This window comes from Photorhabdus africana, assembly GCF_035181445.1.
Taxonomy (GTDB): Bacteria; Pseudomonadota; Gammaproteobacteria; order Enterobacterales; family Enterobacteriaceae; genus Photorhabdus; species Photorhabdus laumondii.
In genome coordinates this window covers 76,020-102,579 of the sequence record NZ_JAXBVE010000005.1, presented here as the reverse complement: position 1 = coordinate 102,579, position 26,560 = coordinate 76,020, and the positions used below count along the sequence as shown (strand labels likewise).

Sequence of the window (26,560 nt, the reverse complement as noted above, 5' to 3'; positions counted from 1 at the left end):
CCGCTACGCCAATGGGCGTTGAATTAATGTGTTGTACCTCCACCAATAACCATGTCCTCACGGTTATTTAATGCTTGCTTGATAGCGATTTTCAGTGCTGTTGTGATTGTTTCCAGCGCCATACTTGGCGTACCGGGGTGTTTTACCGCCTGTTCAGGCAGGTAGGGAATATGGATAAATCCACCGCGTACTTTGGGATAAGTCAGTGCCAGATGGTGCAGTAGGCCATACATGACATGGTTGCAGACATATGTGCCGGCACTCTGTGAAATCGAAGCAGGAACCCCTGCGGCTTGCAGACCACTGACGATCGCTTTAATCGGTAGGGTGGAGAAGTAGGCCGCAGGCCCTGCTGCCACGATTGGGGTATCAATGGGTTGATTGCCCTGATTATCGGGAATACGTGCATCGTTGATGTTAATCGCTATGCGTTCCACCGTGATATCTGGTCTGCTTCCTGCTTGTCCCACGGCAATGACGAGTTCAGGTTGTATCTCATCAATAGCTGCGTACAGACAAGTTAGAGAAGTGTTGAATACACATGGGAGCTGGCGTGTCTCAATCTGTGCGCCAGATAGCTGTTGGTTTTGCAATTGCCTGACCGACTCCCACGATGGATTGATGGTTTCACCGTCAAAAGGTTCAAAAGCGGTAATCAGAACGGTTTTCATAGGATATCCTTACAAAAACATCAAAAAATAGAGCAGAAAAACATTAGTAATCAGCAGCGCTATTCCCGTGGGGATTTGTGCTTTAATGACCGCATTGCGATTTGGTAATTCCAACAGAGCGGCTGGAACGATATTGAAGTTTGCGGCCATTGGGGTCATCAATGTACCGCAATAGCCTGAGAACATGCCGATAGCGGCCATGACCGCTGGATTACCGCCATGTTGCAGTACCAGAATGGGAATGCCGATCCCGGCGGTAACAATCGGGAACGCGGCGAAAGCGTTGCCCATTATCATCGTCAATAACGCCATGCCGAGTACATATGTCGCTACCGCGATCAATCGATTATCCACCGCTAAATAATGTTCAGTCAGGTGAGAAATTGCGGTACCGACACCTGCTACGGTAAACAATAGTCCTAGCGTCGCTAATATCTGTGGCAGGATAAACGCCCAACCGATGGAATCCAGCAGGCGACGCGCTTCTTGGGTTGATTGAGTTACATTTTCATGCGTCATTTTCAGTGCAACGCCATATCCGACTAAGCAGCCTACTGTCATGGAAAACAGCGTTACCAAGGTGGCATGGTTGCCGCTACCGAACAGCGCCTGTTGTAACCCGGGGATGTGGTTAAATAGTAATACGCCTATCACGGTGACGATAGGGATTGCCAGCGCGGGAAGAAAGAGGCGATTAGCCAAACGGGAGGCACTTTCTTGCCGTTGCTGAGGTGTGCGTTGATGGTAGCTACCCAATCGGACACCGCCAAAACCTGCCGTCAGTGCCATCAATACGACGATTAGCCCGACACCGATATGCAGCATCTTTTGGGCCTCGGCTCCGTTGTCTGCCCATAGTGCTATTAAGCGGTAAGTCCAGTCGCCTACTAAAAATACGATGCCATATAGCGCCCAGAACAGGCTGGTGGTCAGGCGGCGGGGGTTGGTGTGATCACGCCAGGACATTATCGCTACGGCTAGCAGAACTACGCCTGCCAGCCAATAAAGATACTGTTGCTGAAACATTACTTCCCCTTCCTTCGATTTTTGTCCATGCCATTCAGTGCGGCTAGCTTGGTAGCGATCTGGTGGTCAAGACGAGACAAGCGGAAAGCGTGGATCAGGAAGGCACAGATGGCGGTAGGAATTCCCCACATAGCGATATGTAGCGGTTCCGTTTGGATGCCGCCAGACTCTAGCATAAAGTTATGCATAAAGATGATTGCACCAAAGGCGACGAAAATATCCTCACCGAAGAAAAGGCCAACATTGTCGGTTGCTGCTGACATGGCCCGCAGGCGATAACGTATATCGTCAGGCAGGTCATGATGACGGTTTTCCGTAGCCCCTTCTACCATTGGCGCCAGCAATGGACGTACCATTTGCGGATGTCCTCCTAAACTGGTGAGTCCTAGCGCAGCGGTTATTTCACGAATGAACAGATAGATGATCAGCAATCGCCCGGCGGTTGCTGTTTTAATATTGCTAATCCAGGTTTGAGCTCGTTCTTTTAAGCCGTGCCGTTCTAAAAGGCCGATAGTTGCCAGCGGCAACAGCAAAATTAGTGGCAAATTTCGGGTATTAAGGAAGCCGGAACCTAGCTTTTCCAGAATCGCCGTGATCGGCATATGTGCGGCCAGCCCGGTAATGATCCCTGCGACAATCACCACCAATACCGGGTTAAACCTAAGTAAAAAACCCACGACAATAACCGCGATGCCAATCAACGGCCATAGATTCACAATCTGTTGCATGGTGTGTCACCTCGGTGGATAAAAATCGCGGTTGCTTGCTGTGTCGTCATAGGTTGAATTCCTGTGTGGTAGATAAATTGATATCTAAGCAATATGCGTACCATCGTTGGATGATTTGCATTTATTGTTAAATTATTGTTTTTATATTGTTGAACAATAAATAGAGTGAGGCGAAAGAATAGGCAAATAAAATTATTTTTTAATCATAAAAATGAAATGCAGATCACTTTTTACCATAGTGATGTTCTATAGCGGTGCATTGAATGCACCATTATGAGGCAATGATTATTCTGGCGTAGAAAACAGTCAGTGGGGAGGAATCTCTATGCTTGCTGGCAGTAGGTGAATGTGTGAAGATGCCTGCCATTCTTATCTTTAGCAGCCGGGAACTTGTGGTCAGGTTTGCGACATTTGGTCCGCTCTTTCAATTAATTATTATGAAAAAAGATAATTCCTCTCCTAAGACATTAAGTGAAAAAGTTGCAGATATTATCCGGCAAAAACTGATTATTGGGGAGCTATCACCCGGTCAACGACTATCAGAAGTGGCTCTGAGCGAACAACTTGAGATATCGCGTAATACATTACGTGAGGTTTTTCGTGTACTGACTCAGGAAGGGTTACTGCGGTATGAACCTAACCGTGGTGTTTTCGTCGCCACTCCGAGTATCGCTTCTATTATCGATATTTATCGAATCCGGCGGCTTATTGAATGTCAGGCATTGGTGCAATCTTATCCTATGCATCCTGCGGTTGAACATATGCGCAGTGCAATCGGAATGGCTAAACAGTGCCGTGATACTCAGGACTGGCTCGGTGTTGGAACTGCAAATATGGCATTTCATTCAGCTATTGTTGAACTGACTGACAGTGAACGGTTGATAACATTCTATGGGCATATTTCTGCGGAATTGCGGCTGGCTTTTGGTTACCTGAACGATCCTGAACTTTTTTATGTTCCTTATATTGATCAGAATGCCCATATTTTGGCGTTACTTGAGAAAGGTGAACCAGAAAGTGCGGCCTCCGAGTTAAAAAGCTATCTGGAGCAGTCAGAACGTACGGTATTAGCGGCTTATACGCGCAAAAATCGTACTTAATAAAGAATACTTGCGACCAGATTGGCAAATTTATTGATAAAATAAATTAATTTAATTAATGTGTTTAAAGATTTTTCATATTTTTGGTTTGTAACGTTATATTTGTTTGGCGTAATCCCCAAACAAAGGCGGTAGCGTCTATGCCATAAGGAAGCTAATGATAAGAGAAGCTATATATGCCTTTTGTGCCATGATAATTGCGCTTTTTAATCCTCCCAATGACAAAATCACTTTGTTATTAAAATATCATTCATCGTATTTTTGCGTTAAGTCATATTAGTAACACGAGTTACAGGAAAACGTGACTTATAGTCCGTGGTTTGATAAGTAACATCGTTCGATACTTATCGAATGAAAAAACCTAACACGATAAAATCCATTTTTGGACAAAGAGTTAGATATATCAGAATGGCATCTGGTATGTCTCAGGAAGCTTTTGCCGATAAATGTGGGCTTGATCGCACTTATATCAGTGGCATTGAACGCGGTGTCAGAAATCCTACGCTTGAAGTTATCAATGTCATAGCAAGTGGTTTACAGATCGAATTAAAAGATCTGTTTGACTTTGACGCGGAGAAAAAGAGTTAGGCAAATCTTCTCTGAGCCTGCTCCTGTAGGCTTAAAATGGTTGGAGAATGCACGTATTGAGAAAGCGCGGACGTTACTTGAGGAAGGCAGGCTCCCGCTCAAGGCAATACCGGGAGCTTGCGGATACAGAAGCAGCGATGTGATGCGCAGGGCCTTTGTTAAAAATACGGGCATCACCCCCTCTGTTTACAGAAAAATATTCATACAGACGCAGCAGAGCGGCACAAATGAAGAAAACTGAAAGCCAGACGTGGGAAATAGATACTGTATTTGCTTTCGCTCCGTTTATATTGATAAATAACAAATTGCATTTACCAGTTCCTGTTTTCATCAGCAAATGAGCCATATTGTCCAATAAATTGAGCAACTTCCTCCAATCCTTTGCGATTATCTGCTTTCCAACTTTCAGCTTTGATTCGTTGAGCTTCTCTGGTCATGGCTTCATTAACAAAACCTGAAATATTTATACCGGCTGAACTCAGGATCAGATAATTTTCTTTATCAAAAGTTACGTTAACTCTATGTTTCATCGCACACTTCAAAAACACACTTAAAGTGAACACAAGGAAATGGATTGCGAACTGGAAAAGATAAATGCAAGCAATCATTACTCTTACCGAATGAGATAAAGTAGATTGGAGTAGTTTACCTTATTGATAAACTACTCCGTTTTGATCTACAGCCACTTACTTTGTGTACCTCGAAGGCCATATTTCAGCGGGATCGCGATCCAAAGCCGTGGCAATAAGCCGTTGACCTTTTGGCCAGCGGCGTTGCAGGGTATTGGCAAGGGTCGATGATGCTAACCCTGCTTTCCTTGAAACGGCGGCTAACGATGTACCACGTTTTTTCAGCTCTGCTATGATGTCTGCTGGGTGCCAGTCCTGATTTTTCATTATTAATCCTCCGAGTTACGGATAACTTTGATATGAAAAGGTAAGTCGTTACGTAGTAGACGATAAGTCACGTATGATAACATAACTTACCGTAAAAAGTGACTCATAGTCCGTGGTCTGATAAGTAACATAATTCGATACTTATCGGATGAAAAAGCCAAATGCTGTAAAATTCCTTTTTGGACAAAGAGTTAGGTATTTCAGGCAATCGTCTGGCATGTCTCAGGAAGCTTTTGCCGATAAATGTGGAATTGACCGGACGTATATCAGTGGTATTGAGCGTGGGGTTAGAAATCCTACGCTTGAAATCATCAATATTATTGCGAGTGGTTTGCAGATTGAGCTAACAGATCTGTTTGATTTCAATACTAAATCAAAAGGCTAACAGTCGCTTTCCTCTTTATTTCTTAGCAATTTTTGTTGGAGCGAATTACCGTGCTAACCTTAAATAAAGTTGAACGAATGGGTTGACGGTAAATTGAGAAATAAGTTTATTGAGGAAGAACCTATACCCAATGGATTTCAAGATGCATCGCGGCGGCAAGGAAGCGAATCCCCGGGAGCATAGATAACTATGTGACCGGGGTGAGAGAGTGCAGCCAACAAAGAAGCAACTTGAAAGATGACGGGTATATATCTCCCTCAATAAATAGCTTTATTAAATGGTAATAATTTTCTGGGTGTTATCTCGTTCAATTTTTATTGTCAATTTACCCGATGGTGTTTCTGACAACTGATTACGAAGATAGGTGATATCCTTAGGAAAGGCTTGTTGACCATTAACTTCCAGTACGATATCACCGTTCTTTAATCCAAATTTTTCAATATCTTTGGGATTGTTGTAAAATATCTCTACTTTGTTATTAAAATAACGGATTGCAATCGTGCGAAGTAATGGACTGTCATAACGGGTAAAGTTTTTGGCGTTAAAACAGAGCAACATTTTATTTGGGATAAACAGATAATCATCAAAACGCGAGAAGAAACTCATACCAAGATTGTAGAGATCATTTTGATTCTCGCCAATTCTCAGACGACCTACCGGCAGTTGCTGTAAATAAAAGCCATCAATTAGATACTCTTTGCTACTGCCAATCCCGCTAGCGGACGCGTATTTGGCACTGGTTCCTTCAGAGATTTTATCTTTATGCTCTTTTTTCAGATATGCAATAAAGTCCTGAGAAACATAGCTGTAATCGGCCCCGGTATCTATATTAAAAACGACATTAGAAACCTGGATTGCGGGAGATTTGCCGTAGCTATCACTGTAAGGTTCACATTGTTGATAATTTAGGATTGAAGGTGCATGGCGCCATACTGTCAATGTGTGGTTCAGGTTATTTATTTCCCAGTTTAACTGACGAAAAGTATCAATGCCGAGAATACCATCCAGCTCCTGACCCATGGATTGATTAAAGAGACTCATGTCAATGCCAATCCAGGGATCAGAGCCCGGTACCGTATGATTACCGAGGGTAATCGTCAGGGGTTGCCATAATGTTAGGTCAGCTTTGTGTAAGCGTTTTTCACTGGTTGTAACCAGTCCATCGGACAGCATACGGTGGAATGTAACCGGTATTTTTGATTCCGGTGTGGGTTGTGTCAGCGTTTTTGCCAGCTTATTATCGATGAAGGTATAACTGGCACCGGTATCCAGCAAGAATTGATATTTTTTACCGGAAATAGTGATAGGAACAATAATCGATGTTGGCTGATGGATGTTCAGCTTAGTAGAAAGGACAGGTTTATTTTTTTCTGGCATATGGATTTTTTCCATATGGCTACAGCCCGTTATCAGCGTCAGCAAGCTGGCGGCGATAATTGCCCGGGAGGTTGTTTTTTCCTGTTTTTTCATAATATTAGATTCCTTTTCTAGGAGTGGAAGATAAAAATCTAGGGTCCGGTAAAACCCCACATTATTATCTGCTTTTTACTATATCCAATGGATTTCAAGAACAATAACATCATTACATTAGTTAATGTGAAATGTAGTGAGTAATTGTTTAACTGCGGTTGAACTATTATTGGTTTCAGGGGTAACATTGGTGAAAGTTTCGTCTGTCGGTAAGTTTGAGTGGTAAAAATTATTATTATTTTATTTTTAAATATAATGTAAAGGTAATAAATATTTATTGAATTTATATTTGTATGTGGAAATTATTTTTCTGATAAATATCCAGATGATGTCAATATAAAAAAGTAACACTTTTGGGCTAAAGGAATATATTGATTTTATGTCTATATCACTAAAACTCAGCATTGTCGTATCTATTTATAATGGATCGCGGTTTTTACCGCAGTTTTTTGTTAATTTATCTCGGCAAAAGCTAGCTAATTTTGAATTAATTTTGGTTGATGATGGTTCAACAGATAATAGTCGCCAGATTATTGAGCAATATGCCAAAAAATTCCCAAAGATAGAAATTATCGCGCAGAAGAATCAAGGGGTTTCTGTTGCCCGTAATACGGGGTTAGTGAAAGCCAGAGGTGATTATGTGGCTTTCCCTGATATTGATGATGTCATTTATCCGGGTATGTATAACCGGCTGTTAGAGATTGCTCAGAATAATGATCTGGATATTGCTACTTGCAACGGTCATTATGTTTATGATGATGGTCGGCCAGCTCGAAAGATTTTTCCTTCCGATCGCCTCTCTTCTACCGCGGTTCTGAGCGGACCAGAATGGTTGCAACAAGCACTGAGTTCACGCAAATTCTTGCATGTAACTTGGCTAAATATCTATAAACGGGCTTTTCTGACAAAACATCATTATCAGTTTGAACCGGGGTTGCATCATCAAGATATTCCTTGGACGACAGAACTCTTGTTGACGGCAAATCGGGTGCAATATATTGATGAATCTTTTTATGATTATCTGATTCACGCCGCTTCGGTGTCCCATGTTCCTGCGGATGATCGTATTAAGGTAAGGACAGCACATCACTATATGAAAATCTTGGAGATGCTGAATAAGATTAATCAGCGTTATCCACAGCAAGTCAAGCAGGTGCCGGCGTGTCATTGGCAGATCGCGAAAGAGGGGCTAGGGATTTTGCATACCATTAATGAGATAGAATCCTCTACGGTAAAACAACAAATCGTTCATGAATTGTTTGAGCGCGGTATTTGGTCAATGATCTGGAAAAATGCCCGTGGATTTAGATTGCGTTGGCGTTTGGCTCGTCGATATCCGCGACTTCGAGCGGTGTTAAAAGCCGTTTAATAGTGAAAATAACGGCTTTAATGATCGTTCCTTACCTGTGATTATTTTCCATCTTAATCGCAGGTATCGCCGATGTTTTTCAACGCATCAATAATCAATTGCCAGAATCGCTGTTGATCGAGTTTGACCGCAACTTGGGTATGGCAATCTTCTGATGGTGGATAACGGAAATCCGCTACGGTCATTCCCACAGTTAAGGTACCATTCAGTTCAATATTGACGGGGACTTTTTGCGTTGTCATCACTGTAGGATCAATAACATAGGCGACGGCACAAGGATCATGTATTGGCGGGCTGTTGAAACCATGTCTCTCCTGATAACGTTGACCATAGTAATCCAGTAGTTCTACGACAAACTGAGACGCTTTGGTATTGATACGTGAAATTGCCTTGGTGATTTCTGATGTGGCGCGTGCTTGATGTGTCAGATCAAGGCCGACCATCGTCAGCGGCCATTTTTCATTGAAAACGATATGAGCGGCTTCTGGATCGATTTTGATATTGAATTCTGCTACTGCACTTCTGTTCGCAGTGTGATATCCACCGCCCATTAATACCACTTCTTTTACCCGTTCAACGATCTGCGGTGCTTTACGGACGGCGAGAGCAATATTGGTTAAGCTGCCAACGGGAACCAAAGTCACCGTTTTGGGCGGATGAGACATAATAGTATCAATGATCAGATCCGTCGCGTGTCGAGGATCCAGAGTTCGAGAGTGTTTAGGCAACTTCACGCCACCCAGCCCAGATTCGCCGTGAATATCCGAGGCCGTTTCGATATCGCGAACTAATGGGCGATGACAGCCTGCGGCAAAGGGCACGCCGGTAATACCGGCAATATGCGCTATCGCCAGCGCATTGCGAGTGACTTTATCCAGTGTCTGATTCCCGACAACCGTCGTGACGGCTAATAGCTCAATATTAGGGTTGCCATGCGCCAATAACATCGCAATGGCGTCATCATGTCCCGGATCGCAATCAAGAATAATTTTTTTGGTGGTCATTTTTACTCCTTGCCAGAGAAAGTGATATAAAAAATGAGCATAATCCAGTTAAAACGTCTATTCCGTGACAAAATCTTAGATCTGGGTGAGTGCTCTCATAAATAATTAGTAAAATGTTTCATAATTGTGATTTGATTAACACATAAACGATAATTGAGTTGTGGAGCCAGTTTGAGTGTGATTTTTATATAGTTTCGCTATGGAATTGGCGGGCAATATCTGCTTCGGATTTATTATTAATTTATGAATAATTGCGAGGGCTTGAATGGATATTCATGTAGATAGATTATCAACAGTGATTGAGTCGGTGGCAACCAGTGAATTTTATCCTAATTTACTGACTTGGCTGGAACAATTTATTACTTTTGATAACGCTATTGTCTATGCCTTCGAGCAAGGTTCTTCTCCGCGTTGTTTGAGTAAAACCGAGAAGAAAAACAGTGATGCAATAAATCAGATTTATCAACAGGGCGCTTATCTGCAAGATCCGTTCTATCAAGCCTTGATAGATGGGGCTGACACTGATCTATTTACCTTACGGGAACTTGTCCCTTCAGGGTTTTATCATACTGATTATTATCTGAATTTTTATCGTAAGACCGGTTGGCAGGATGAAACGGGGGTTTTATTGAAGCTCTCTCCCCAAAGGCAACTTGGCCTGTTTTTTGGTAAGGAAAATCAGCCATTTTTCATCCAGAAACAACATTGGAAAAACCTGAAAACTGCACTGGAAATTATCCGCAGTGTGGCGCGATTACATGATGATATGACGCAGCAAACACCTGCTGCTGAAATGGTTTGTCTGGATACTCAGACTCGTTATGCCTTGACTCCGAGAGAATGTGAGATTGTGGAGTTGATATTGCAAGGTAAAGGCTCACCCCAGATTGCCGAGAAACTTTTTATTAGTACGGGGACGGTGAAAAACCATCGGAAAAATATTTATCAAAAACTACAAATTAGATCACAAGCAGAGCTTTTTAGCCTGTTTATGGTGCCTCCTACCCGTTATTTTGTCTGAGTCACAAATGTTAAAACTGTGTTGCAAATATCCCTAAAGGGACATGGTGATGTGACTCTGCGCTACAGATAATCCGGTGATTATGTTGGATGCTAATTGGGCTATCACATGAACAATCATCTTGATTCATTAACTTATTACGCTGCGACCAAGAAGTATGATCTTCGTTTTCCTGCATTACAAGAAGATCTGGATGTAGACGTCGTGATTATCGGCGGTGGGTTTTCCGGTATCAATACTGCGCTTGAACTGGCGGAAAAAGGTATCACTAATATTGCGATCTTGGAAGGCAGTCATCTTGGCTATGGCAGTACAGGTCGTAATGGTGGTCAGGTTATGGCGGGTATCGGTCATGATCTGGAGGTGATCAAACGCCATATTGGTGAGCGAGGGTTAGAAACGATCTTTCAGATAAGCAATCTGGGTGCCGGCATCATTCGTGATCGTATCGCTAAATATAATATTGATGCGGATCTCTGCCGTGGTTATGGCTATCTTGGTATGAATAAGAGGCAGGAAAAGACGTTACGTAGCTGGTTGCAAGATTTTAAGGCGGTTTCTCCTGATGAAGAGATTGAGCTTTACACTGGCGCTGATGTGAAAAAGGTGATTGGTTCTGATGCTTATACTTGTGTGTTGAAACATATGGGCGGCGGGCATGTTCATTCCCTAAACCTGTTGCTAGGTGAGGCAAAAGCGGCGACAGACCTTGGCGTAAAACTCTTTGAGAACAGCCAGGTATTGAATATTGAATATGGTCCCAGAGTAACGGTTCGTACCGCGATGGGATCGGTTCGTGCTAATAAAATGCTGTGGGCCTGTAATGCCTTTCTTAATAGTGGTCTTGAGCCATATATTTATAAAAAGGTGGTTAACACTTATGCCTTCCAATTAATGACGGAAGTATTGCCGGATGATTTGATTGAGAAAATCAGCCCGATTCGCGGAGCATACAGTGATATTCGTCCGGTTATTGATTACTTCCGTGTGACGAAAGAAAACCGTCTCTTATTCGGTAGTGCAACCCCCTTTATTGAGCATATCCCATCTGATTTGAAAGCCTGGAACCGCCACTTGATGCTGAAAGTTTTCCCTTATTTGAAAGATGTGAAAGTTGAACTGGCATGGGGAGGGCCGTTATGTTGCAGTGCAAACTTGTTCCCACAGATTGGCTCTTTGCCGCAGCACAATAATGTGTTCTATGTGCAGGGGTATTCCGGTTTTGGGGTCACGCCAAGCCATATCGTTTGTAAAGTGTTGGCTGAAGGGATGAGCGAAGGATCTGAGCGTTATGACCTGATGAGTTCAATTCCTCATGCGAATATTATTGGCAAAGATAAGTTGCGACATCTGATGGTATCAGCGGGCAAAATTTGGCATCAAACGTCAGGGTATTGGAAAGGTCGCCGTTAATTTATTGATATCAATAGTATTCATTCGACAATTCATAAATTATTTTATTTGGAGCGAGAACATTATGATTAAATCATTTTTACTGAACAAATCCCTGCCTGAATTATTGGACATTGGTAGCGTAAGCAATCTGGGAGCGACTGTGTTGGAAGGCGATCCGCAGGCCAGTATGGCACTGATATTTGGTGAACCAACGGATAGCCTGACATGTGGTATTTTCGCTTGTACTCATGGCAAGTTCAGTATGGTGTATCCGTTTGATGAGCACGCAACCGTGACAGAAGGTTCAGTAAAATTGACCGATGTGAAGAGTGGTGAAACCATTGAATATCATCCGGGAGATTCTTGGTTTGCGCCGAAAGGAACAGAAGTACTGTGGGAAATCACTGCTGACCGTTTTGTGAAGCATTATCTGGCTTGTAATAAAGGTTAAAAAACACTTATACCCTATGGATTTCAAGATGGATCGCGACGGCAAGGGAGCGAATCCCCAGGAGCATAGGTAACGATGTGACCGGGGTGAGTGCGTGCGGCCAACAAAGAGGCAACTTGAAAGATAACGGGTATATTTGATAGAGGTAAATAATGAGTAATATTAACTTATTACAGTCAGTGACGGCCTTTTTGCAGCATAATCACGGACATTATATTAATGGTCAGCCCGTCATTGGTCAGGGGAGTGAAACATTTTCTGTCATAAACCCGGCGACTGATGAAATCATTGCAACTGTTAATCAAGGCGGTGAAGCGGAAGTTAATGCTGCTATGCAAGCGGCACATGCGGCATTTCATGGGGTATGGGCCCAAACTTCACCGATGGAGCGCGGTCATTGCTTGAATCGTCTGGCAGATCTATTACTGGCACATCGGGAAGAGTTGGCACAGCTAGAAACCTTTTGCTCCGGTAAAACCATCCAGTTATCCCGTATGCTGGAAATTGATTCTTCTGCTCAGTTCCTGCGTTATTTTGCCGGATGGTCAAGTAAGATCAGCGGCGAAACCCTGAATGTCTCTTTGCCCTCTTTTAAGGGTGAACAATACACGGCGTTTACCCGTCGTGAACCGGTTGGTGTTGTGGTTGGGATTATTCCGTGGAATTTCTCCATCATGATTGCTATCTGGAAAATGGCGGCTGCACTGACTTGCGGCTGTACCATTGTGCTGAAACCCAGTGAATACACCCCGTTGACTATGCTCAGAGTGGTTGAATTAGCCAAACAAGCGGGTATTCCTGATGGCGTCATTAATGTGATTAATGGTTCAGGTTCGGTGCTTGGTCCTGCGCTGATAGGTCATCCATTATGTGCTAAGGTCACTTTCACCGGATCGGTGCCAACGGGTATTGCTGTTGGTAAATCAGCAATGGAACAGGGATTGACTCGCGCCACGTTGGAATTGGGTGGCAAGAACGGTGCAGCGTTTTTAGCGGACATGCCTGTTGAAAAAATTGTCGATGGTATTCTGGAAGCTGGTTATCTCAATCAAGGGCAGATTTGTGCGGCGGCGGAACGTTTCTATATTCCCGCAAGCCATATGGATGATGTGCTGAAATTGTTGTCTGAAAGACTCGCGGCAATGAAAATTGGCTCGCCTCTGGATGAATCAACAGAAATGGGGCCGTTGGCCAACAAAGCACACTATGACAAGATCCTGTCCCTGTTTGAGCAAGCGCGTCAAGAAGGCAGTGAGATTGTTTACGGTGGTCATGCTCTGGCCGGACCGGGTTTCTTTGTGGCACCAACAGTGATTCGTGCTAGCAGTCCTGAAGATTCATTGATGAAGGAAGAGACATTTGGTCCTGTTGGGACTTTCCTCAGCTATAACGATGAGGAAGAGCTGATTGGCTTGATGAACAGCACTCCGTTTGGTTTAGCGGCGAGTTTGTGGACCAATGATCTCAGCAAAGCCATGCGTATGATCCCGCGTATTGAGGCTGGAACTGTTTGGGTTAATATGCATACATTCCTCGATCCGGCATTACCATTTGGTGGCACCAAATCCTCAGGTATAGGTCGTGAATTCGGTAGCGCTTTTATTGAGCACTATACTGAATTGAAATCCGTGATGGTTCGCTATTGATTTGATATTCGGATCAAAATAAGCAAGGCCCCTTGATTGAAAGGGGCCATTGTCAACGCTAAATCGTTTTCGTGCCAAATTGAAAGCATTTTGGCTATTGGTAAGGAGAATGGTTGTATTCATTGCTTACCAAGTATAAAGAAAGCTTATCCCTTCAAAAGCAATGCAATGGTTTATAAAAGTGAAAATATACGGCAATAATTGCCGTAAAAAATAGATATTCTAAACCACAAAAGAATCTGCTAGTTTATGATCTATTAAATATACGGCAATAACTGCCGTAAATTATGGATTTTATAAACTATGTTAAACTCTGAAGCACGCCGACAACTTAAAGAATTACTTCCTGTTGGTATGTTGGCTACCAAACAATGGCTCGTTGCCCAAGGGCTTAAACTTCATTTTGTAGACAATGCTGTGCGTAGTAAAACACTTATCCCTCTTGCTACTGGTGTGTTTAGTCAATTCAGTTGCCACCTAAACTGGCAAGGTGTTGTTGCTTCATTGCAGCGTATGTCTGAAACACCTATTCACCTCGGTGGGCTGACCGCGCTGGAGATAGCCGGGTTAGCTCACTACGTCACCCGCTCTTATATCCGAACAGTTCACTTGTATTCTAGTGAGCCGTTACCTCGCTGGCTGACCAGAGTACCTTTAGATGTGTATTTTAAAGGGCACCGGACCAGAGCGTTATGGCCGGAAAATCTGATAGCTGACCCAACTTGGCTTAGGCAAGAACAATGGCGGGAGGGAATGCCTGCATTCCAATTCTCCTGTTCGGAAAGGGCTATCTTCGAAGTTTTGGTGGATGTACCCAAAGCTGTCAGCTTTGAACATGCTGAACAACTGATGCAGGGATTATACAATTTGTCACCGCGCAAACTTGATGCTTTACTGCTGGCCTGCTCCAGTATCAGGGTAAAGCGGCTCTTCCTCTGGTTAGCAGAAAGGCATCAGCACGCTTGGTTTAAAAAGCTGGAACCTCAGAAGTATAACTTAGGGGCTGGTAAACGAGTCATTGCTACCGAAGGGCGATTGGATAATACTTGGCTCATCACGGTGCCCAAGGATATGTAGGTAGGAGCTATGGATCGTAACAGTATTTATTACCGACAAGTTCAGTTGTTACTGCAACTGCTGCCTTTTGTTGCTGAACAGGAGTGCTTTGCTTTGAAAGGAGGTACGGCTATCAATTTGTTCGTTCGCAACTTGCCTCGGTTGTCGGTTGATATTGATCTAGTATTTTTACCAATGCTGCAACGTGCAGAAGCCTTAACGGCGCTCTGAGTAAGATTGCGGTTGCTATCCGGGCTGCTATGACAGACGCGGAAATTACCGAATCTTTCCGGGATAAAGATGATGCTTTGCGGTTGATTGTAGGAAAATCAGGCGTTCAAATAAAAATTGAGTTGTCACCGGTCTTGCGTGGTACTGTGTTTGAACCAAAGATAATGACAGTCCGCGAGGTTGTTGAGGATGAGTTTGGCTACGCCGAAATCCAAATCGTTTCCCATGCTGATCTCTATGCCGGGAAAATCTGCGCTGCACTGGATAGGCAACATCCTAGGGATTTGTTCGATGTGAAATGGTTGCTGGATAACGAGGGCCTTACTGATGATCTTCGCAAGGCTTTGATCGTCTACATGGTTAGCCATAACCGTCCTATCGCAGAATTGCTTAGGCCCATTTTCAAGGACATTGCTGGTGTCTATCGTGGTGAGTTTCTGAATATGACAGAGCAGCACGTCGAACTGGCCGAACTGGAAGCGACGCGAAGACGCTTGGTTGAGTTGATTAACGACTCTTTAACTGAACAGGAGCGTGCTTTTCTGTTGTCCTTTAAAAACCGAACTCCATACTGGTCATTGCTGGGACTAGAAAGTGTTGAGCAACTGCCTGCCATCCTTTGGAAACAGAGAAATTTGGCGAAGATGGGGACGGATAAACATATTAAGGCATGTCAAAATCTGTGTCATGTACTTGGTGTAGATTAGATTGCGGTAACACTATAGTCGAAGGTTACCTCAACGGCATTCAAAACTCATGTCTACTGGTGGCGCGGTGTTGTATCAAATTACCAAAACTGTTTTATTAGAAAAGGATTGCCCCCTGAAGAGGCAACTTGAAGGATGACGGGTATATATTAGTAAGGAAAATGCTTTTGGTAAGACGAATGGTCGTATTCATTGCTTAACAAGTACAAAGAAAGCCCGTCCCTTCAAAAGCAATACAACGGTTTATAAAAACAAAAATACACGGCAATAACTGCCGTAAATTATAGATTTTATAAACCGTGTTAAATACTGAATCATGCCAATGGTTCCACATTGGCGTCACCTGTGAGTCAAATAAGGCTCTATTCTACTCACCAAATGAGGCGAATAGTGATTTTATTTGACTCATTCTGGGCTTTTCGCCTTGTATCTTTGCTGGCATTAGGCGAAAGCTTATAGCTATTTTTATTAATCACAAATACCGAGTAATAAACCCACTGGAAACCAGTTCAGTACGATTAGTCACTTTGGTTTTGGCAAAAATATTACGTAAGTGAGTTTTAACAGTAGACAGAGAAATATTAAGTATCTGTGCAATACGTTTGTTACTTGATCCTTCTCTTATTAAATTAATAATTTCTTGCTCTTTAGTTGTCAGAATAGTTGGTGTTTCAGGAAGCAAGTCTCTGACAGCTAATTCAATTAATGGCAGAATAGCACTGAGGCGGTTAAAATCTTTTGGTGTAAATGGGGTATCTCGTAATAAAGAGACGCCGGCAATAATTCGGTTGTGTTGACGGATAAATATTTCGGTGATGTCCTGTATATTATTTGGCTGCATAAATTCATGGTAATATTTATTATGTTTCGTCAGTGTTTTCTGATCCATGCCAACCATATTGATATCATTTTGTTGATAATTAGCCGGTTTTAACGGATCTAAATGCTGAAAATGAGTCAGATAATTCTGGTGAGTTTCGTCGGAAATACCATATAGAATGTAATTCTCAGGGCGTAATTCATTATCCACCAGATAGAATGTTGCGGCTGAGATAGGAACCAGATGTGCAATGGTGTTTAAGCAACTGTGGATTAACGCATTTTCACGGCTATTTGGTAGTACAGTAGACAAGAAAGTTCTCCTTTTAGAATAATGTCTAATTGGATAAATCAATGCTGATGATTAATCGAATGCTAGTTAAAATGCAAAATCAACACAAAGTAAACATATTAATAACGTGATATAGATTGCAATAAATGAAATTTCTCACCGTGATGATCACCTGTTAAGAATAGAGATTTTGGTATATATCTGAAATAATTTCTTAATGCATTGATTAAGTAATCTGTTGTTTATTGATTGATATTTAAGTGATTATTTTTGATTTTTGTTTTTTCTGGTATTTTTCGTCACAGATTTTCGGCTATGAATCCCCCTTTAGGTATCGTTCTTTAGGACGATAGTCGGTATTCCGTTTCACTTTCTATAGTGTATTTATCCTCAATAAAGTTTACAAAAAATTCACAAATAAATCGTTGTGAGCATTATTTTTATGACCGGAAGTTAAGAGGGAAAATAAATGAAGATGTCAACACGACTGACTTCGCATATTGAAAAGGGAGTGGTGGGGTTTCCTACTACATTGGCAAGTTCCGTCGGGGTGATCATGGCGAGCCCGGTAATTCTGACCGTGACCAGTGGTTTTGGGGTTGGTGGTGATACTTTCGTATTGGCAATGCTGATCAGTTTTATCATGATGCAGGCCCAAGTGACGACGTTTGCGGAGGCAGCCGCTATTTTGCCGACTTCCGGCTCTGTTTATGACTATATCTCTTGTGGCATGGGGAGGTTCTGGGCAATTACTGGCGCACTTTCGGCTTATTTGGTTGTTCATATTTTTGCGGGTACGGCAGAAACGATCCTCTCCGGTATTATGGCATTAGTGAATTTTGACAGCCTTAATACGATGGTGGAAAGTCATAACGCTTCATGGATGGTTGGTGTTGGGCTCGTTATTACGTTCGGATTACTGAATGCGTTGGGTATTGAAGCGTTCGGTAAAGTCGAAATTGTGCTGACATTCTGCATGTGGAGTACTTTGGTTATTTTCAGTATTTGCGGATTATTAATGCCGTTTGCTGTGCCGCTGGAGAGTTGGTTTGGTGAGGGGCTTAATCTGAGCGATCCCTTGGCAGTGCTGAGTCTGGTAGGTATGGCAATGTTTATGTTTGTCGGTTGTGAACTTGTGACGCCAATGGCGCCGGAAATTAAAAATTCTGCCAAAGTTTTGCCGCGAGCAATGATGACGGGCCTGTGTGGGGTGGTTTTCTGTATGGGTCTATATGGGGCGTCAATCAGTCATCAGGTAGAAAATGTGCTGGTGGATGTAGAAAATAATGTTCGCTTGCTGGAAACGCCAATGGCCATTCCTGCTTTTGCCGGTCAGGTGATGGGGGATTTTGGTAAATATTGGATTGGTATCGGGTTATTATTGGCGGGAGCGGCAACGATTAATACCCTGATGGCGGCGGTCCCACGGATTCTCTATGGTATGGCATTAGATGGCGCATTGCCGCGTATTTTTGCTTATCTACATCCCCGTTTTAAAACGCCAATATTTGGGATTTTGGTTGCGGTAATGATCCCCTGTTTACATGCCTTTATTATTCAAGGTGATTTGAGCCGGATTATGCCTTTGGTGCTGGCAGCGGTATGTGCTTGGTGTGTCGCTTATTTGCTGGTGACATGTTCTGTGATATTACTGCGTATTCGCAGACCTGATTTACATCGTGCTTATAAATCCCCTTTTTTCCCATTACCTCAAATTGTCTCTAGTGTAGGAATTATTTTGGCGATCATTCACATTACACCTCTGGGAATGAATCCCAGTGATGTGTATATTCCATTCGCTATCATGTTGGGCCTGACCGCTAGCTATGCCCTGTTTTGGACGCTCTGTGTACAACGGGTGAATCCATTTAAACCCGTACCCGTTGAGCAGGTACTTTCACATACTTTCACTAAGGATGAATTGCCGGAGGTACAACTTGAGCCACTTCGTTCCCTTAATTGAGGGTATTTGGCGGCGGTTAAATAAATCCCGCTATCCTACTGGCTATCAGGCAGGTATAACGCTAAGCCGGTTGGAACAGAATTTATCGCCTTACTGTTGTGAGCGTTTATCCGCAGAAAGTTTGCAAGTGACGTTACCTGATGGATTGCAGATTGACGTTTGTGAAAAGCCGAAGACGCTGTTTCTGGCCTATATTGTCAGTTGTTGTTTTCGTTTACAGGGAATCACATCACTCAAGGAAAAAATCGTCATTAAAGCCAAGATAAAGGGGATATTTCGGCGAAAAACCGTGACTTATTACTGTTATCATGGTGCAGAATATGGGCAACAGATTATTGATTTACTCAATCAATATCCATTAATTGGAGAAACATTAGCAGAGCTGGATTTCCGGGATCTGGTATTGAATATTCATCAAGGGCAATGGCAACTTGAGGTGGAACATTTTGCTGCTTCTGAGATTGTCAGCCGATTGCCGGCCAGTCGTCGTTATTTGCGTTTGACTTCTGAGCAGCGTTATTTGTTGCTCAGTTCGTTGCTGATGTTTAGTCAACTCATGGAAAAGATCTAATATTTTACAGTGTTGGATGTCGTTTGTTTGCTAGTAAAAATGTCGTATGTTTGCTACGCTTATCGATCATAATTTCTGGAGAGCCCCATGATGATTAAAGAGCGTATTCAGGCGCGTTTGAAGCGATCAAAACGTTATGTGTTCATTCGTGACGACTTTAAAGATATTGCTGGTTACGATCAGGTAGGAAGGATACTGCGCGGTTTGGTCAAAGAAGGTCAATTGCTGAAAGTGGGATACGGTGTTTACACCAAGGCTCGGAAAAATAGCGTTACTGGGAAAATAATGCCTGCTTCTCCGGGAGGCTCTGATGCGGTTATTCTTGAAGCGTTAGAGCGTTTAAAGGTGAAATACCATTTGGATGGAGCTTCTGCTGCCTATACTGGCGGTAAATCAACACAGATTCCCGCTTATACCCAAATTAAAACCACATTCCGTTTTAAACGGGTGTTATCGGTGGGGAATAGCCGGTTAAATGGATGATTTATCAGGTTTATTTGCAGATGTTGCCGATGTGCTAGGTATCGGTACTATTTCTATTGTGGAAAAAGATTACTATACCCTATGGATTTCAAGATGCTTCGCGACGGCAAGGGAGCGAATCCCCGGGAGCATAGATAACTATGTGACCGGGGTGAGTGAGCGCAGCCAACAAAGAGGCAACTTGAAGGATAACGGGTATAACCTGTTTTCCTATTTCAGTGAACATAGTGTGGATCGCAAATTAGACTTAAAAAAACCACCGATCTTTATTCAAGAGTTGTCGGTGGTGATGTGAGCGAAAATAGATATTTACATTGGCACAGAATTTCTCGCCATATTTAAAGTATCGACAAGCTGATCAATATCTGATTTGCTGGATCTAAAACTGGATATACAGAGGCGCAGGGCTTTTGTATTGGCGAAAGTAGTGATAGAGATCCAGCATTTTTTGGTCTCTAATACTTTCTCTAAAATTTTATTAACATCAAAATCCCCATTATCACGGATACAAATAACAGGCAAAGCAGAGGGATTCAATATCTGCCAATCATTTTTCGCCAGTTGCGATCTCAAATAATCAGCGAGATTGATCTGGTAATCGATCATATTGCTAAATCCCGTTCGGCCAAGAATAGCCAGAGGCATAAATAGTTTTAATCCATTAAAACGTCGGGACCACTGAATGGAGTGAATGTAGGGATCGGAATGAATATCATCACTAACCGGCATATAATTGGTGGAAACAGCAAAAGGTGTTGTCAGAATATGTTTATCTGCACATATAAACATGCCAGTCCCCATTGGGGCAGAAAGCCATTTATGGGCGTCAATGGTAATGGAATCAGCCTGTTCAATACCCTTGAGATGATGGGAATATTGATCACTTAACAGGATTGCGCCTGCCCATGCTGCATCAATATGGAAGAACAGTTGATATTTATTTGCCACAGCGGCAAGCTCTGGCAGCGGATCGATAATACCTGCATTTGTCGTTCCGGCGGTCCCAACAATCATGAAAGGTTTATTGCCGTTCGCTATATCATTATCAATAGCTTGGGTTAAACCTGAAATATCCATTTTTCCTGCATGATCAACCGCTATTAATCTGACAGCACTGTGTCCCAAGCCAGATTGTAATGCTATTTTTAACCAGGCAAGATGGCTATCTGAAGAGATATAAAAAATAGGTTGCCCATTTATTGACTGTAAACCCTGTTGGGCATAATCGGGAAAATATTTTGTCAAGGCGCAAATAAGCGCGGTACAATTTGCTTCTGCACCACCGGTAGTAAATGTACCTCCGCTATTATCAGCATTAAACCCTGCCAGTCCACCAAAATACTTAATTAATTTTTCCTCTATTTCAACGCAGGCCGGGGCGTGACTCCAGACCGCTAATTGTGGATTATATAGCGCAGTAATGAAGTCAGAAATAACGCCCCAGAAAGTTGATGATGGATTAAATAGCCCAAAATAATGCGGGCTGGTGACATGAACAATCCCTTTTTCCATAAGGTGTAATACATCATTTAAAACCTCTGTTGGCGAAAAATTGCCATCAAAGGTGTATTTTGATAAAGCGTGGGAAATATCGGTTTTGGAAAGTGAAGGATTCACTCCCATTGTCGGCAACTCAGCAATGTGATTGTTAACTGAATTCTTTAAGAATTCGATAATATCATTACGTTGATGCATCTCAGGAAATAGTGAAGAGATGATTTCTTTGCTGATATCCCATTTGTCATTTGTATCTATCATTTGATGGATCTCCTCCTGTAAAGATTAAATAGCGTAATCATCAGTCGTTCCGGTATTCGCTTTAATAGACTCATATATTCTTTCTGCTCTTATCGCGACCGCAGAAAAAGATTGAGCATCGCTAATACCGTGAGTTCGTTCTGAAAGGCCATTGACATAAAGATGAGCGGCATCACAATTTTTTAATTTCACTTTATAGTCACTATCGATGGTAAGCCCACCTTCAAAATCTTTTACCAAAAATTGATCGAATTTTGCCAGTAGATCAGGTAGCGGGTTTTGATAATATCCCGTACCTAACACGATAGCGTCACAAATATGGTTAGTCTCTTCACCAGTAAATGTGTCTTTAATAACAATTTGGTATTCTTCGTGAGAGTGGTCAATAGTAATTATTTCTGAATTGACCATCATGTGAAGACGCGCTTTGCCAATGACTTCATCTTCATACATCATTGAAAATAGCGATTGGCTCTCATCAATATCAATGCCTGAATAGTTTGTACTTTTAACGTGTTCGAAAAATACTTTTTTGTTCTCCGGGCTTAAAGATTTAAAGTATTCGATGTTTTCTGGTAAAAACACCAGATTGGGAAATTGGCCTAGTTGCGCGATCTTAAAGCCGATTGAACGATGCAGCGAGAGAATGTCAATATCATCTTTTTTATTAATTAAATCAGCAATCACTTCGCCGGCACTTTGACCAGAACCAATAACCATCCATCTTCGAGGTATGTTATTTTGGAAATTATTTATTTTTTCTAAATATGCAGAGGTATGAAAAACATGATCACCCAGCAAGTTATCAAACATTTTTGGCGTAAATGGCGTTGACCCGCTTGATAATATCAGCGTATTAGTAACATACTCAAAATCTTCCCCGGAGATATTAAAGCCATCCAGTAATCCACGGTTGATAACCGGATATATATGAGTCACGTTTTTCTTGTATTGCACATAATTTTCCAATTTTTGTCCAACCCAGATCATGTAATCTGACCATTCAAAGCGACTTGCTGGGCGACCTAATAAGCCAAATTTAAACAGGCGATTTTTTTCTTTCAAATACATGGCAAAACTATAAGGACTTTGTGGGTTTCTGGGGGTCACTAAATCCCGATAAACATGATGATTAATATCGGTGCCTGGCAATAATAAATTAGGATGCCAGGCGCAAGAATCTGCTTTTTCAAGTGCTAAGAAATTATTTTGCAATTGATACTGGTGTTCGATTTTTTTCTCATCAAATATACAAGCTAATGCGAGACCTGCGGGTCCAAAGCCAATGCTGAGTACATCTATAAATTTTTCATTATTTATATTCATTGTTAAGCTCTCGAATTAATGGGTAAAATATAGCGTGGCTTCATAGTGGAGTTCTCATTCATCCATAAACATAATTTAGCGGCTGAGCATTCCCCTTTAATGAACTTAATATGGCCGAGGATTGTCTGGAATGTCTCTCTTTTCAAACGACGTAATAAGTGATCAGGAATTGCTAATTGATGAGCAATTTCCAATGCTGCAAAGGTTTCAAGAAAGAAGATGTTAGGGAATTGGTGGTATTGTTGGATATAGTGTTGGATACACGATTCCAGTGGGTTAATGAATTCGACTGGAGCAAACCCGATACCGGTAATTTGTCCATTTTCCACATTTTCTGGCAAATTAAGTTGTTTGCATGCAGCATCATCAGTAAGGATAATTTTTCCATTTTTCTTTTCAGAGAAATAACTATGCAGAAATTTTTCACTTTTACCGATGGTACCAATAAAAATAATTTGATCGGTATTGTCATTGGGTTTTACCGCAGCATCGTCTCTGCTCAACATTCTGCGAATATCTTCTGCCAGATTATCACTATATTTTGAGCCATCGGTTTTTATTTCATAATAGTGATCTCCATCTTCTTTTGTTAATACAGTAAGTGCATGGGCAATATTTTTATTATTGAAGCACATTCTGAATATATTGCTATTTCTTATGGTCAAGGTAGTTTCAGTTGCAGTAGGTAACAGAACAGGAATGTTATGATATGAGTAGACTTCCGCCGCACCTATTGCTGCGTTACTTGAAAAATGACCTATGACCATATCGACATTGTTCTCAATATTATAGTGTGCTGCTTTAGCACCGCCTTCAATTGAGCCATAATCTTCACTGAAGATAAATTCCAGTGTGCTATTGTTATGTAGATCTTTAAATATCTCAATAGCACGCATGACAGTTAATGCATGTACCGATCTCTCAGGATCTAAAATGGCGGAAATGCCACAAATAAGCTTGCTATTCATTTTATTTATCTTAATAAGTGAATCGTGAATAGGAGAAAATCTGATTTTTCTGTTTGAGAAAATCAGTCGAAAGCTCAGCTGGGAATAGATTTAATGTAATAATCTCAGACACCGCTAAAGCAATTTTATATCCTATGCCACAGAAGCCAGCCGCAACAAAACATCTCTTTTCTTCATCGATAAAGTCAAGAATAGGGCGTTCATCTGGCGTATATGAATCATATCCTTTAATGATAGAGAGAATATTGCTTGGCTCATGTTTAAATTTTGATTTTAGCAGTCTTTCGCTGATATCGTTTTCAATAATATTATCATTATATTCTATATCTTCTGGTGTCTCGGCCGCATTTCTAATCTTAGATCCGGCTTGATAGAAATATTCAGCAAGTGGCACGATATGCGTGCCGGTTTCGGTATCTATAATTGGCATATTTGTACTGTAGGAAGTACGGATATTTGCCAGAGGGATACTTTTAGCATTAACGGGCAGTTTATATGCTAGTGTTTTTGTCCATGCACCGATGGCTAAAACAATATAGTCCGCTTCAATGGTTGAGTGAGCAAGTTGAACGATGGCTTTACCATTTTCGGTTGTTATTGCGTGTACTTTGGTATTTTCTAATACTAGATTCCCCGTATCTCTAACAACTTGTGCTAAGTTTAAGGCTGCATTTCTAATATAGCCAAATCCGCCATTGGGCTCAAAAAGGATAATTCGGTTGTTATGCTTGGAATAACAACCATTGGTTAATTCGAAAGCTTTTTCGACGGATATGAGCTCTAAAGGATAGAGACTATCGCTATAATCCCTGATACTTGTTTTGACTAATTCAATATTTTTCTGATTGAGTTCGGCGGCATAAATAATACCTGTCTGTTTGAGCGTTTTTTTAAATATTTTTCCTGCCTGACTCTCTTGCATTAGTTCGACACTTCTTCGTGTGAGCTTGGCAATTTCCGGATCAGGATCATGTACGCGGAATAATGCACCGGAGAATTTAGTCGCGCCATTACCGCCAATCGTCTCTTGCTCAATGAGGGAGACATTGAGTCCTTTCAATGCCAAGTTTGCAGCAACTGTTGCGCCAACTATTCCCCCTCCTATAATGGTAATTCGTATGGTTTTATCTGTTTGCATAATCAAACACCTGGTCTTGATAAATTTAACAATGAACAAAAAGCCTCTATATCATGGTGAGTAATATATTCTTTTAATTTTTGGGACGTTTTGGGTATTATCGGTTCAGACAAAATTGAAAATAAAATAGCAAGATTCTTGTCTAAAATATTGTAATTTAATTTTGCATTTAATAAATCTAACATCTCCATTAATCCAGCAGCAATTTCCTTAATCGAGAAATTATCGTATCTGGAATAGGTTTGCCATCTTTCGATAATTTTTGTTTCTGATTCTGATAATACGATAGGGCTGGTAATATTATCAGCATTCATTTTTTCCAAATTATCAGATATTTTGGGCAGCAGATAATTAAAGATATGATTCCGCCATGTCCAGAACTCTTCTACGACAAAATTTTCAGAAGCGTGTTCTGGTGATATTAGAGAGACATAGAGCCTGACACTGTCAGAACAGGCATTTTTGACGATATCTTTCACCCAAATCGCATGATTGCGGCTGGTTGAAAAATCTTTTCCATCTAATTTTAAGAAAAAGTTAGTATAGAAAGCATGTTTAAAGTGTAATTCGTCGTTCAATAATATTTGAGCCGGGTACGCAAGAATATGGCTGTAAGAACAATCCATACCTAAAAAATTGACCATGCAAGTATTATCATCATAAATAAGGTCATAAGGGCTATCTGCATCGGCGTTTTTTTCAGAAAGTTCTTTCAGTGTTGCTAAATATCCGGCTAACCCCATAAACCAGGTATGAATACGGTGATTTTCATCAGAATAGAGTTTCAGCCCTGATTCATTGGGGCGAGTCACGCCCCACTCTTTTATACCATGGGCAAAAACTTCCTCGACCCATGCTGTTAATTGTGGCCTCATAGGAGAACTAAGAATCTTCTCTTTTAATTTCTCGGCAATCACCGGCAGTAATAGAAAGTTGCGCTCAACATGTTTATAAACAACTTTTTCATTGCACAAAATACAACGCAAATTTTTCATTTCAAATGCGTCCGGTGCCATTGCGCAGGATTCACATTGGCTTGGATCTGAGCTTTCACCACAATGATTACATTCACCTCTGGCAAAGGCTTCATAGCCCCATTTTTCACATTTTTCGCAATAAGGTTCTAAACTCACTTTTGGTGCAATAATGCCTTGGTCCAAACAAGAGTGATAGAGCATCTTGACGGCATCTTCAAAATAGCGGTTATCGTATGACTCTAGCCAATGATCCAGTTTTATATCAATTAAGCTCAATGATTCCTGTATTTTTTTCGAATTCTCTTTTGCCAATGCTGGTGCACTTATGCCTATTTCTTCTGCTTTGCGCTGTAAATAAGATTGATAATCATCTGAATAGGATATCAGATAACACTTTTCACCCTTTAAACGCTGAGTGCGAGTAAATATATCTGCACTTAAAAATGGTCCTGCTATATGACCAACGTGCAGATCGCCATTTGGTGTTGGTGGCGTAATGGTGACAATGTATTTATTCATTA

29 protein-coding genes are annotated in these 26,560 nt (G+C 41.6%); 16 read left to right on the top strand and 13 right to left on the bottom strand.

Going from position 1 to position 26,560, the window contains the following annotated elements; all coding sequences use genetic code 11:
* Positions 1-23 precede the first annotated feature (23 nt).
* From pcp to SLS51_RS04440, 3 genes are read right to left on the bottom strand one after another with little or no spacing between them, the layout of a single operon-like run.
* The gene (gene pcp / locus SLS51_RS04450) at positions 24-671 is read right to left on the bottom strand and encodes a pyroglutamyl-peptidase I (RefSeq protein ID WP_323835919.1); all 648 of its coding nucleotides are present in this window, start codon (positions 669-671) and stop codon (positions 24-26) included.
* A 9-nt stretch (positions 672-680) separates the two neighbouring features.
* The gene (locus tag SLS51_RS04445; RefSeq protein WP_323835917.1) at positions 681-1,697 is read right to left on the bottom strand and encodes a DUF979 domain-containing protein; all 1,017 of its coding nucleotides are present in this window, start codon (positions 1,695-1,697) and stop codon (positions 681-683) included.
* Positions 1,697-2,425 carry a DUF969 domain-containing protein gene (locus tag SLS51_RS04440; protein ID WP_323835916.1) on the bottom strand — a complete coding sequence of 243 codons (729 nt, stop codon included), beginning with the start codon at positions 2,423-2,425 and terminating at the stop codon, positions 1,697-1,699. The genes SLS51_RS04445 and SLS51_RS04440 overlap by 1 nt, the downstream gene beginning before the upstream one ends.
* Before the next feature lie 437 nt (positions 2,426-2,862).
* On the opposite strand from SLS51_RS04440, the gene SLS51_RS04435 reads away from it, so the two are divergent.
* The 3 genes from SLS51_RS04435 to SLS51_RS04425 all read left to right on the top strand — a co-directional run bounded on the left by SLS51_RS04435 (position 2,863) and on the right by SLS51_RS04425 (position 4,354).
* Positions 2,863-3,525: a GntR family transcriptional regulator gene (locus tag SLS51_RS04435; protein ID WP_323836066.1), complete on the top strand. Its 663-nt coding sequence runs from the start codon at positions 2,863-2,865 to the stop codon at positions 3,523-3,525.
* 351 nt (positions 3,526-3,876) lie between these two features.
* Positions 3,877-4,113, top strand: a complete 237-nt coding sequence (xreR1, locus tag SLS51_RS04430; protein ID WP_011148394.1) for a cell morphology transcriptional regulator XreR1 — start codon at positions 3,877-3,879, stop codon at positions 4,111-4,113.
* Positions 4,085-4,354 carry a helix-turn-helix domain-containing protein gene (locus SLS51_RS04425; RefSeq protein WP_323835914.1) on the top strand — a complete coding sequence of 90 codons (270 nt, stop codon included), beginning with the start codon at positions 4,085-4,087 and terminating at the stop codon, positions 4,352-4,354. Before xreR1 (SLS51_RS04430) ends, SLS51_RS04425 begins: the two co-directional genes overlap by 29 nt.
* A gap of 70 nt (positions 4,355-4,424) precedes the next feature.
* On the opposite strand, the gene ccdA is transcribed toward SLS51_RS04425, so the two are convergent.
* Positions 4,425-4,643 carry a type II toxin-antitoxin system antitoxin CcdA gene (gene ccdA / locus SLS51_RS04420; protein WP_323835912.1) on the bottom strand — a complete coding sequence of 73 codons (219 nt, stop codon included), beginning with the start codon at positions 4,641-4,643 and terminating at the stop codon, positions 4,425-4,427.
* A gap of 156 nt (positions 4,644-4,799) precedes the next feature.
* Positions 4,800-5,009, bottom strand: coding sequence for a cell morphology transcriptional regulator XreR2 (gene xreR2, locus SLS51_RS04415; protein WP_011148389.1), 210 nt, complete (start codon positions 5,007-5,009; stop codon positions 4,800-4,802).
* 148 nt (positions 5,010-5,157) lie between these two features.
* Here xreR2 and xreR1 (SLS51_RS04410) point away from each other — a divergent pair, with 148 nt between their 5' ends.
* Positions 5,158-5,394: a cell morphology transcriptional regulator XreR1 gene (gene xreR1, locus SLS51_RS04410; protein WP_323835909.1), complete on the top strand. Its 237-nt coding sequence runs from the start codon at positions 5,158-5,160 to the stop codon at positions 5,392-5,394.
* 273 nt (positions 5,395-5,667) lie between these two features.
* Here xreR1 (SLS51_RS04410) and SLS51_RS04405 read toward each other — a convergent pair whose 3' ends face one another.
* The gene (locus SLS51_RS04405) at positions 5,668-6,864 is read right to left on the bottom strand and encodes an aspartyl protease family protein (protein ID WP_323835907.1); all 1,197 of its coding nucleotides are present in this window, start codon (positions 6,862-6,864) and stop codon (positions 5,668-5,670) included.
* Positions 6,865-7,243: 379 nt separating this feature from the next.
* Here SLS51_RS04405 and SLS51_RS04400 point away from each other — a divergent pair, with 379 nt between their 5' ends.
* A complete protein-coding gene (locus SLS51_RS04400) occupies positions 7,244-8,233 on the top strand; it encodes a glycosyltransferase (RefSeq protein ID WP_323835905.1) in 990 nt (329 codons plus the stop codon).
* 53 nt (positions 8,234-8,286) lie between these two features.
* On the opposite strand, the gene uriH is transcribed toward SLS51_RS04400, so the two are convergent.
* Positions 8,287-9,237, bottom strand: coding sequence for a uridine-preferring nucleoside hydrolase UriH (gene uriH, locus SLS51_RS04395; protein WP_323835903.1), 951 nt, complete (start codon positions 9,235-9,237; stop codon positions 8,287-8,289).
* 265 nt (positions 9,238-9,502) lie between these two features.
* Between uriH and SLS51_RS04390 the strand changes: the two genes are divergently transcribed.
* The 7 genes from SLS51_RS04390 to SLS51_RS04360 all read left to right on the top strand — a co-directional run bounded on the left by SLS51_RS04390 (position 9,503) and on the right by SLS51_RS04360 (position 15,744).
* Complete coding sequence (locus SLS51_RS04390; protein ID WP_323835902.1) at positions 9,503-10,258, top strand: helix-turn-helix transcriptional regulator; 756 nt, start codon at positions 9,503-9,505, stop codon at positions 10,256-10,258.
* Between the two features lie 108 nt (positions 10,259-10,366).
* Positions 10,367-11,671 carry an NAD(P)/FAD-dependent oxidoreductase gene (locus tag SLS51_RS04385; protein WP_323835900.1) on the top strand — a complete coding sequence of 435 codons (1,305 nt, stop codon included), beginning with the start codon at positions 10,367-10,369 and terminating at the stop codon, positions 11,669-11,671.
* Positions 11,672-11,735: 64 nt separating this feature from the next.
* Positions 11,736-12,104, top strand: coding sequence for a cupin domain-containing protein (locus SLS51_RS04380; RefSeq protein WP_323835898.1), 369 nt, complete (start codon positions 11,736-11,738; stop codon positions 12,102-12,104).
* Between the two features lie 152 nt (positions 12,105-12,256).
* Positions 12,257-13,750 (top strand): aldehyde dehydrogenase family protein, encoded by a 1,494-nt coding sequence (locus tag SLS51_RS04375; protein ID WP_323835896.1) that lies wholly within the window; start codon positions 12,257-12,259, stop codon positions 13,748-13,750.
* 303 nt (positions 13,751-14,053) lie between these two features.
* A complete protein-coding gene (locus SLS51_RS04370) occupies positions 14,054-14,827 on the top strand; it encodes a type IV toxin-antitoxin system AbiEi family antitoxin domain-containing protein (protein WP_323835895.1) in 774 nt (257 codons plus the stop codon).
* A 9-nt stretch (positions 14,828-14,836) separates the two neighbouring features.
* Positions 14,837-15,037 carry a nucleotidyl transferase AbiEii/AbiGii toxin family protein gene (locus tag SLS51_RS04365; RefSeq protein WP_323835893.1) on the top strand — a complete coding sequence of 67 codons (201 nt, stop codon included), beginning with the start codon at positions 14,837-14,839 and terminating at the stop codon, positions 15,035-15,037.
* A 29-nt stretch (positions 15,038-15,066) separates the two neighbouring features.
* The gene (locus SLS51_RS04360) at positions 15,067-15,744 is read left to right on the top strand and encodes a nucleotidyl transferase AbiEii/AbiGii toxin family protein (RefSeq protein WP_323835891.1); all 678 of its coding nucleotides are present in this window, start codon (positions 15,067-15,069) and stop codon (positions 15,742-15,744) included.
* Positions 15,745-16,216: 472 nt separating this feature from the next.
* On the opposite strand, the gene SLS51_RS04355 is transcribed toward SLS51_RS04360, so the two are convergent.
* Positions 16,217-16,876, bottom strand: a complete 660-nt coding sequence (locus SLS51_RS04355) for a response regulator transcription factor (protein WP_323835889.1) — start codon at positions 16,874-16,876, stop codon at positions 16,217-16,219.
* Between the two features lie 448 nt (positions 16,877-17,324).
* On the opposite strand from SLS51_RS04355, the gene SLS51_RS04350 reads away from it, so the two are divergent.
* The 4 genes from SLS51_RS04350 (at position 17,325) to SLS51_RS04335 (ending at position 20,167) form a co-directional block, all read left to right on the top strand.
* Complete coding sequence (locus SLS51_RS04350; RefSeq protein ID WP_323835887.1) at positions 17,325-18,818, top strand: APC family permease; 1,494 nt, start codon at positions 17,325-17,327, stop codon at positions 18,816-18,818.
* Complete coding sequence (locus tag SLS51_RS04345) at positions 18,793-19,389, top strand: DUF3156 family protein (RefSeq protein WP_439126844.1); 597 nt, start codon at positions 18,793-18,795, stop codon at positions 19,387-19,389. Before SLS51_RS04350 ends, SLS51_RS04345 begins: the two co-directional genes overlap by 26 nt.
* 87 nt (positions 19,390-19,476) lie before the next feature.
* Complete coding sequence (locus tag SLS51_RS04340) at positions 19,477-19,872, top strand: DUF6088 family protein (RefSeq protein ID WP_323835885.1); 396 nt, start codon at positions 19,477-19,479, stop codon at positions 19,870-19,872.
* The gene (locus SLS51_RS04335; protein ID WP_323835883.1) at positions 19,865-20,167 is read left to right on the top strand and encodes a hypothetical protein; all 303 of its coding nucleotides are present in this window, start codon (positions 19,865-19,867) and stop codon (positions 20,165-20,167) included. Before SLS51_RS04340 ends, SLS51_RS04335 begins: the two co-directional genes overlap by 8 nt.
* A gap of 14 nt (positions 20,168-20,181) precedes the next feature.
* Here the strand turns inward: SLS51_RS04335 and SLS51_RS04330 are convergent, their stop codons facing one another.
* From SLS51_RS04330 to SLS51_RS04310, 5 genes are read right to left on the bottom strand one after another with little or no spacing between them, the layout of a single operon-like run.
* Positions 20,182-21,630, bottom strand: a complete 1,449-nt coding sequence (locus SLS51_RS04330; protein WP_323835881.1) for a pyridoxal phosphate-dependent decarboxylase family protein — start codon at positions 21,628-21,630, stop codon at positions 20,182-20,184.
* 24 nt (positions 21,631-21,654) lie between these two features.
* Positions 21,655-22,956: a SidA/IucD/PvdA family monooxygenase gene (locus tag SLS51_RS04325; RefSeq protein WP_323835880.1), complete on the bottom strand. Its 1,302-nt coding sequence runs from the start codon at positions 22,954-22,956 to the stop codon at positions 21,655-21,657.
* 2 nt (positions 22,957-22,958) lie between these two features.
* Entirely contained in the window at positions 22,959-23,924 is a 966-nt protein-coding gene (locus tag SLS51_RS04320; protein ID WP_323835878.1) for an ABC transporter substrate-binding protein, read from the bottom strand.
* 10 nt (positions 23,925-23,934) lie between these two features.
* The gene (locus SLS51_RS04315; protein ID WP_323835876.1) at positions 23,935-25,062 is read right to left on the bottom strand and encodes an NAD(P)/FAD-dependent oxidoreductase; all 1,128 of its coding nucleotides are present in this window, start codon (positions 25,060-25,062) and stop codon (positions 23,935-23,937) included.
* Positions 25,063-25,064: 2 nt separating this feature from the next.
* On the bottom strand, positions 25,065-26,558 hold the full coding sequence (locus SLS51_RS04310; RefSeq protein WP_323835874.1) for a methionine--tRNA ligase: 1,494 nt from the start codon (positions 26,556-26,558) through the stop codon (positions 25,065-25,067).
* Positions 26,559-26,560 lie beyond the last annotated feature (2 nt).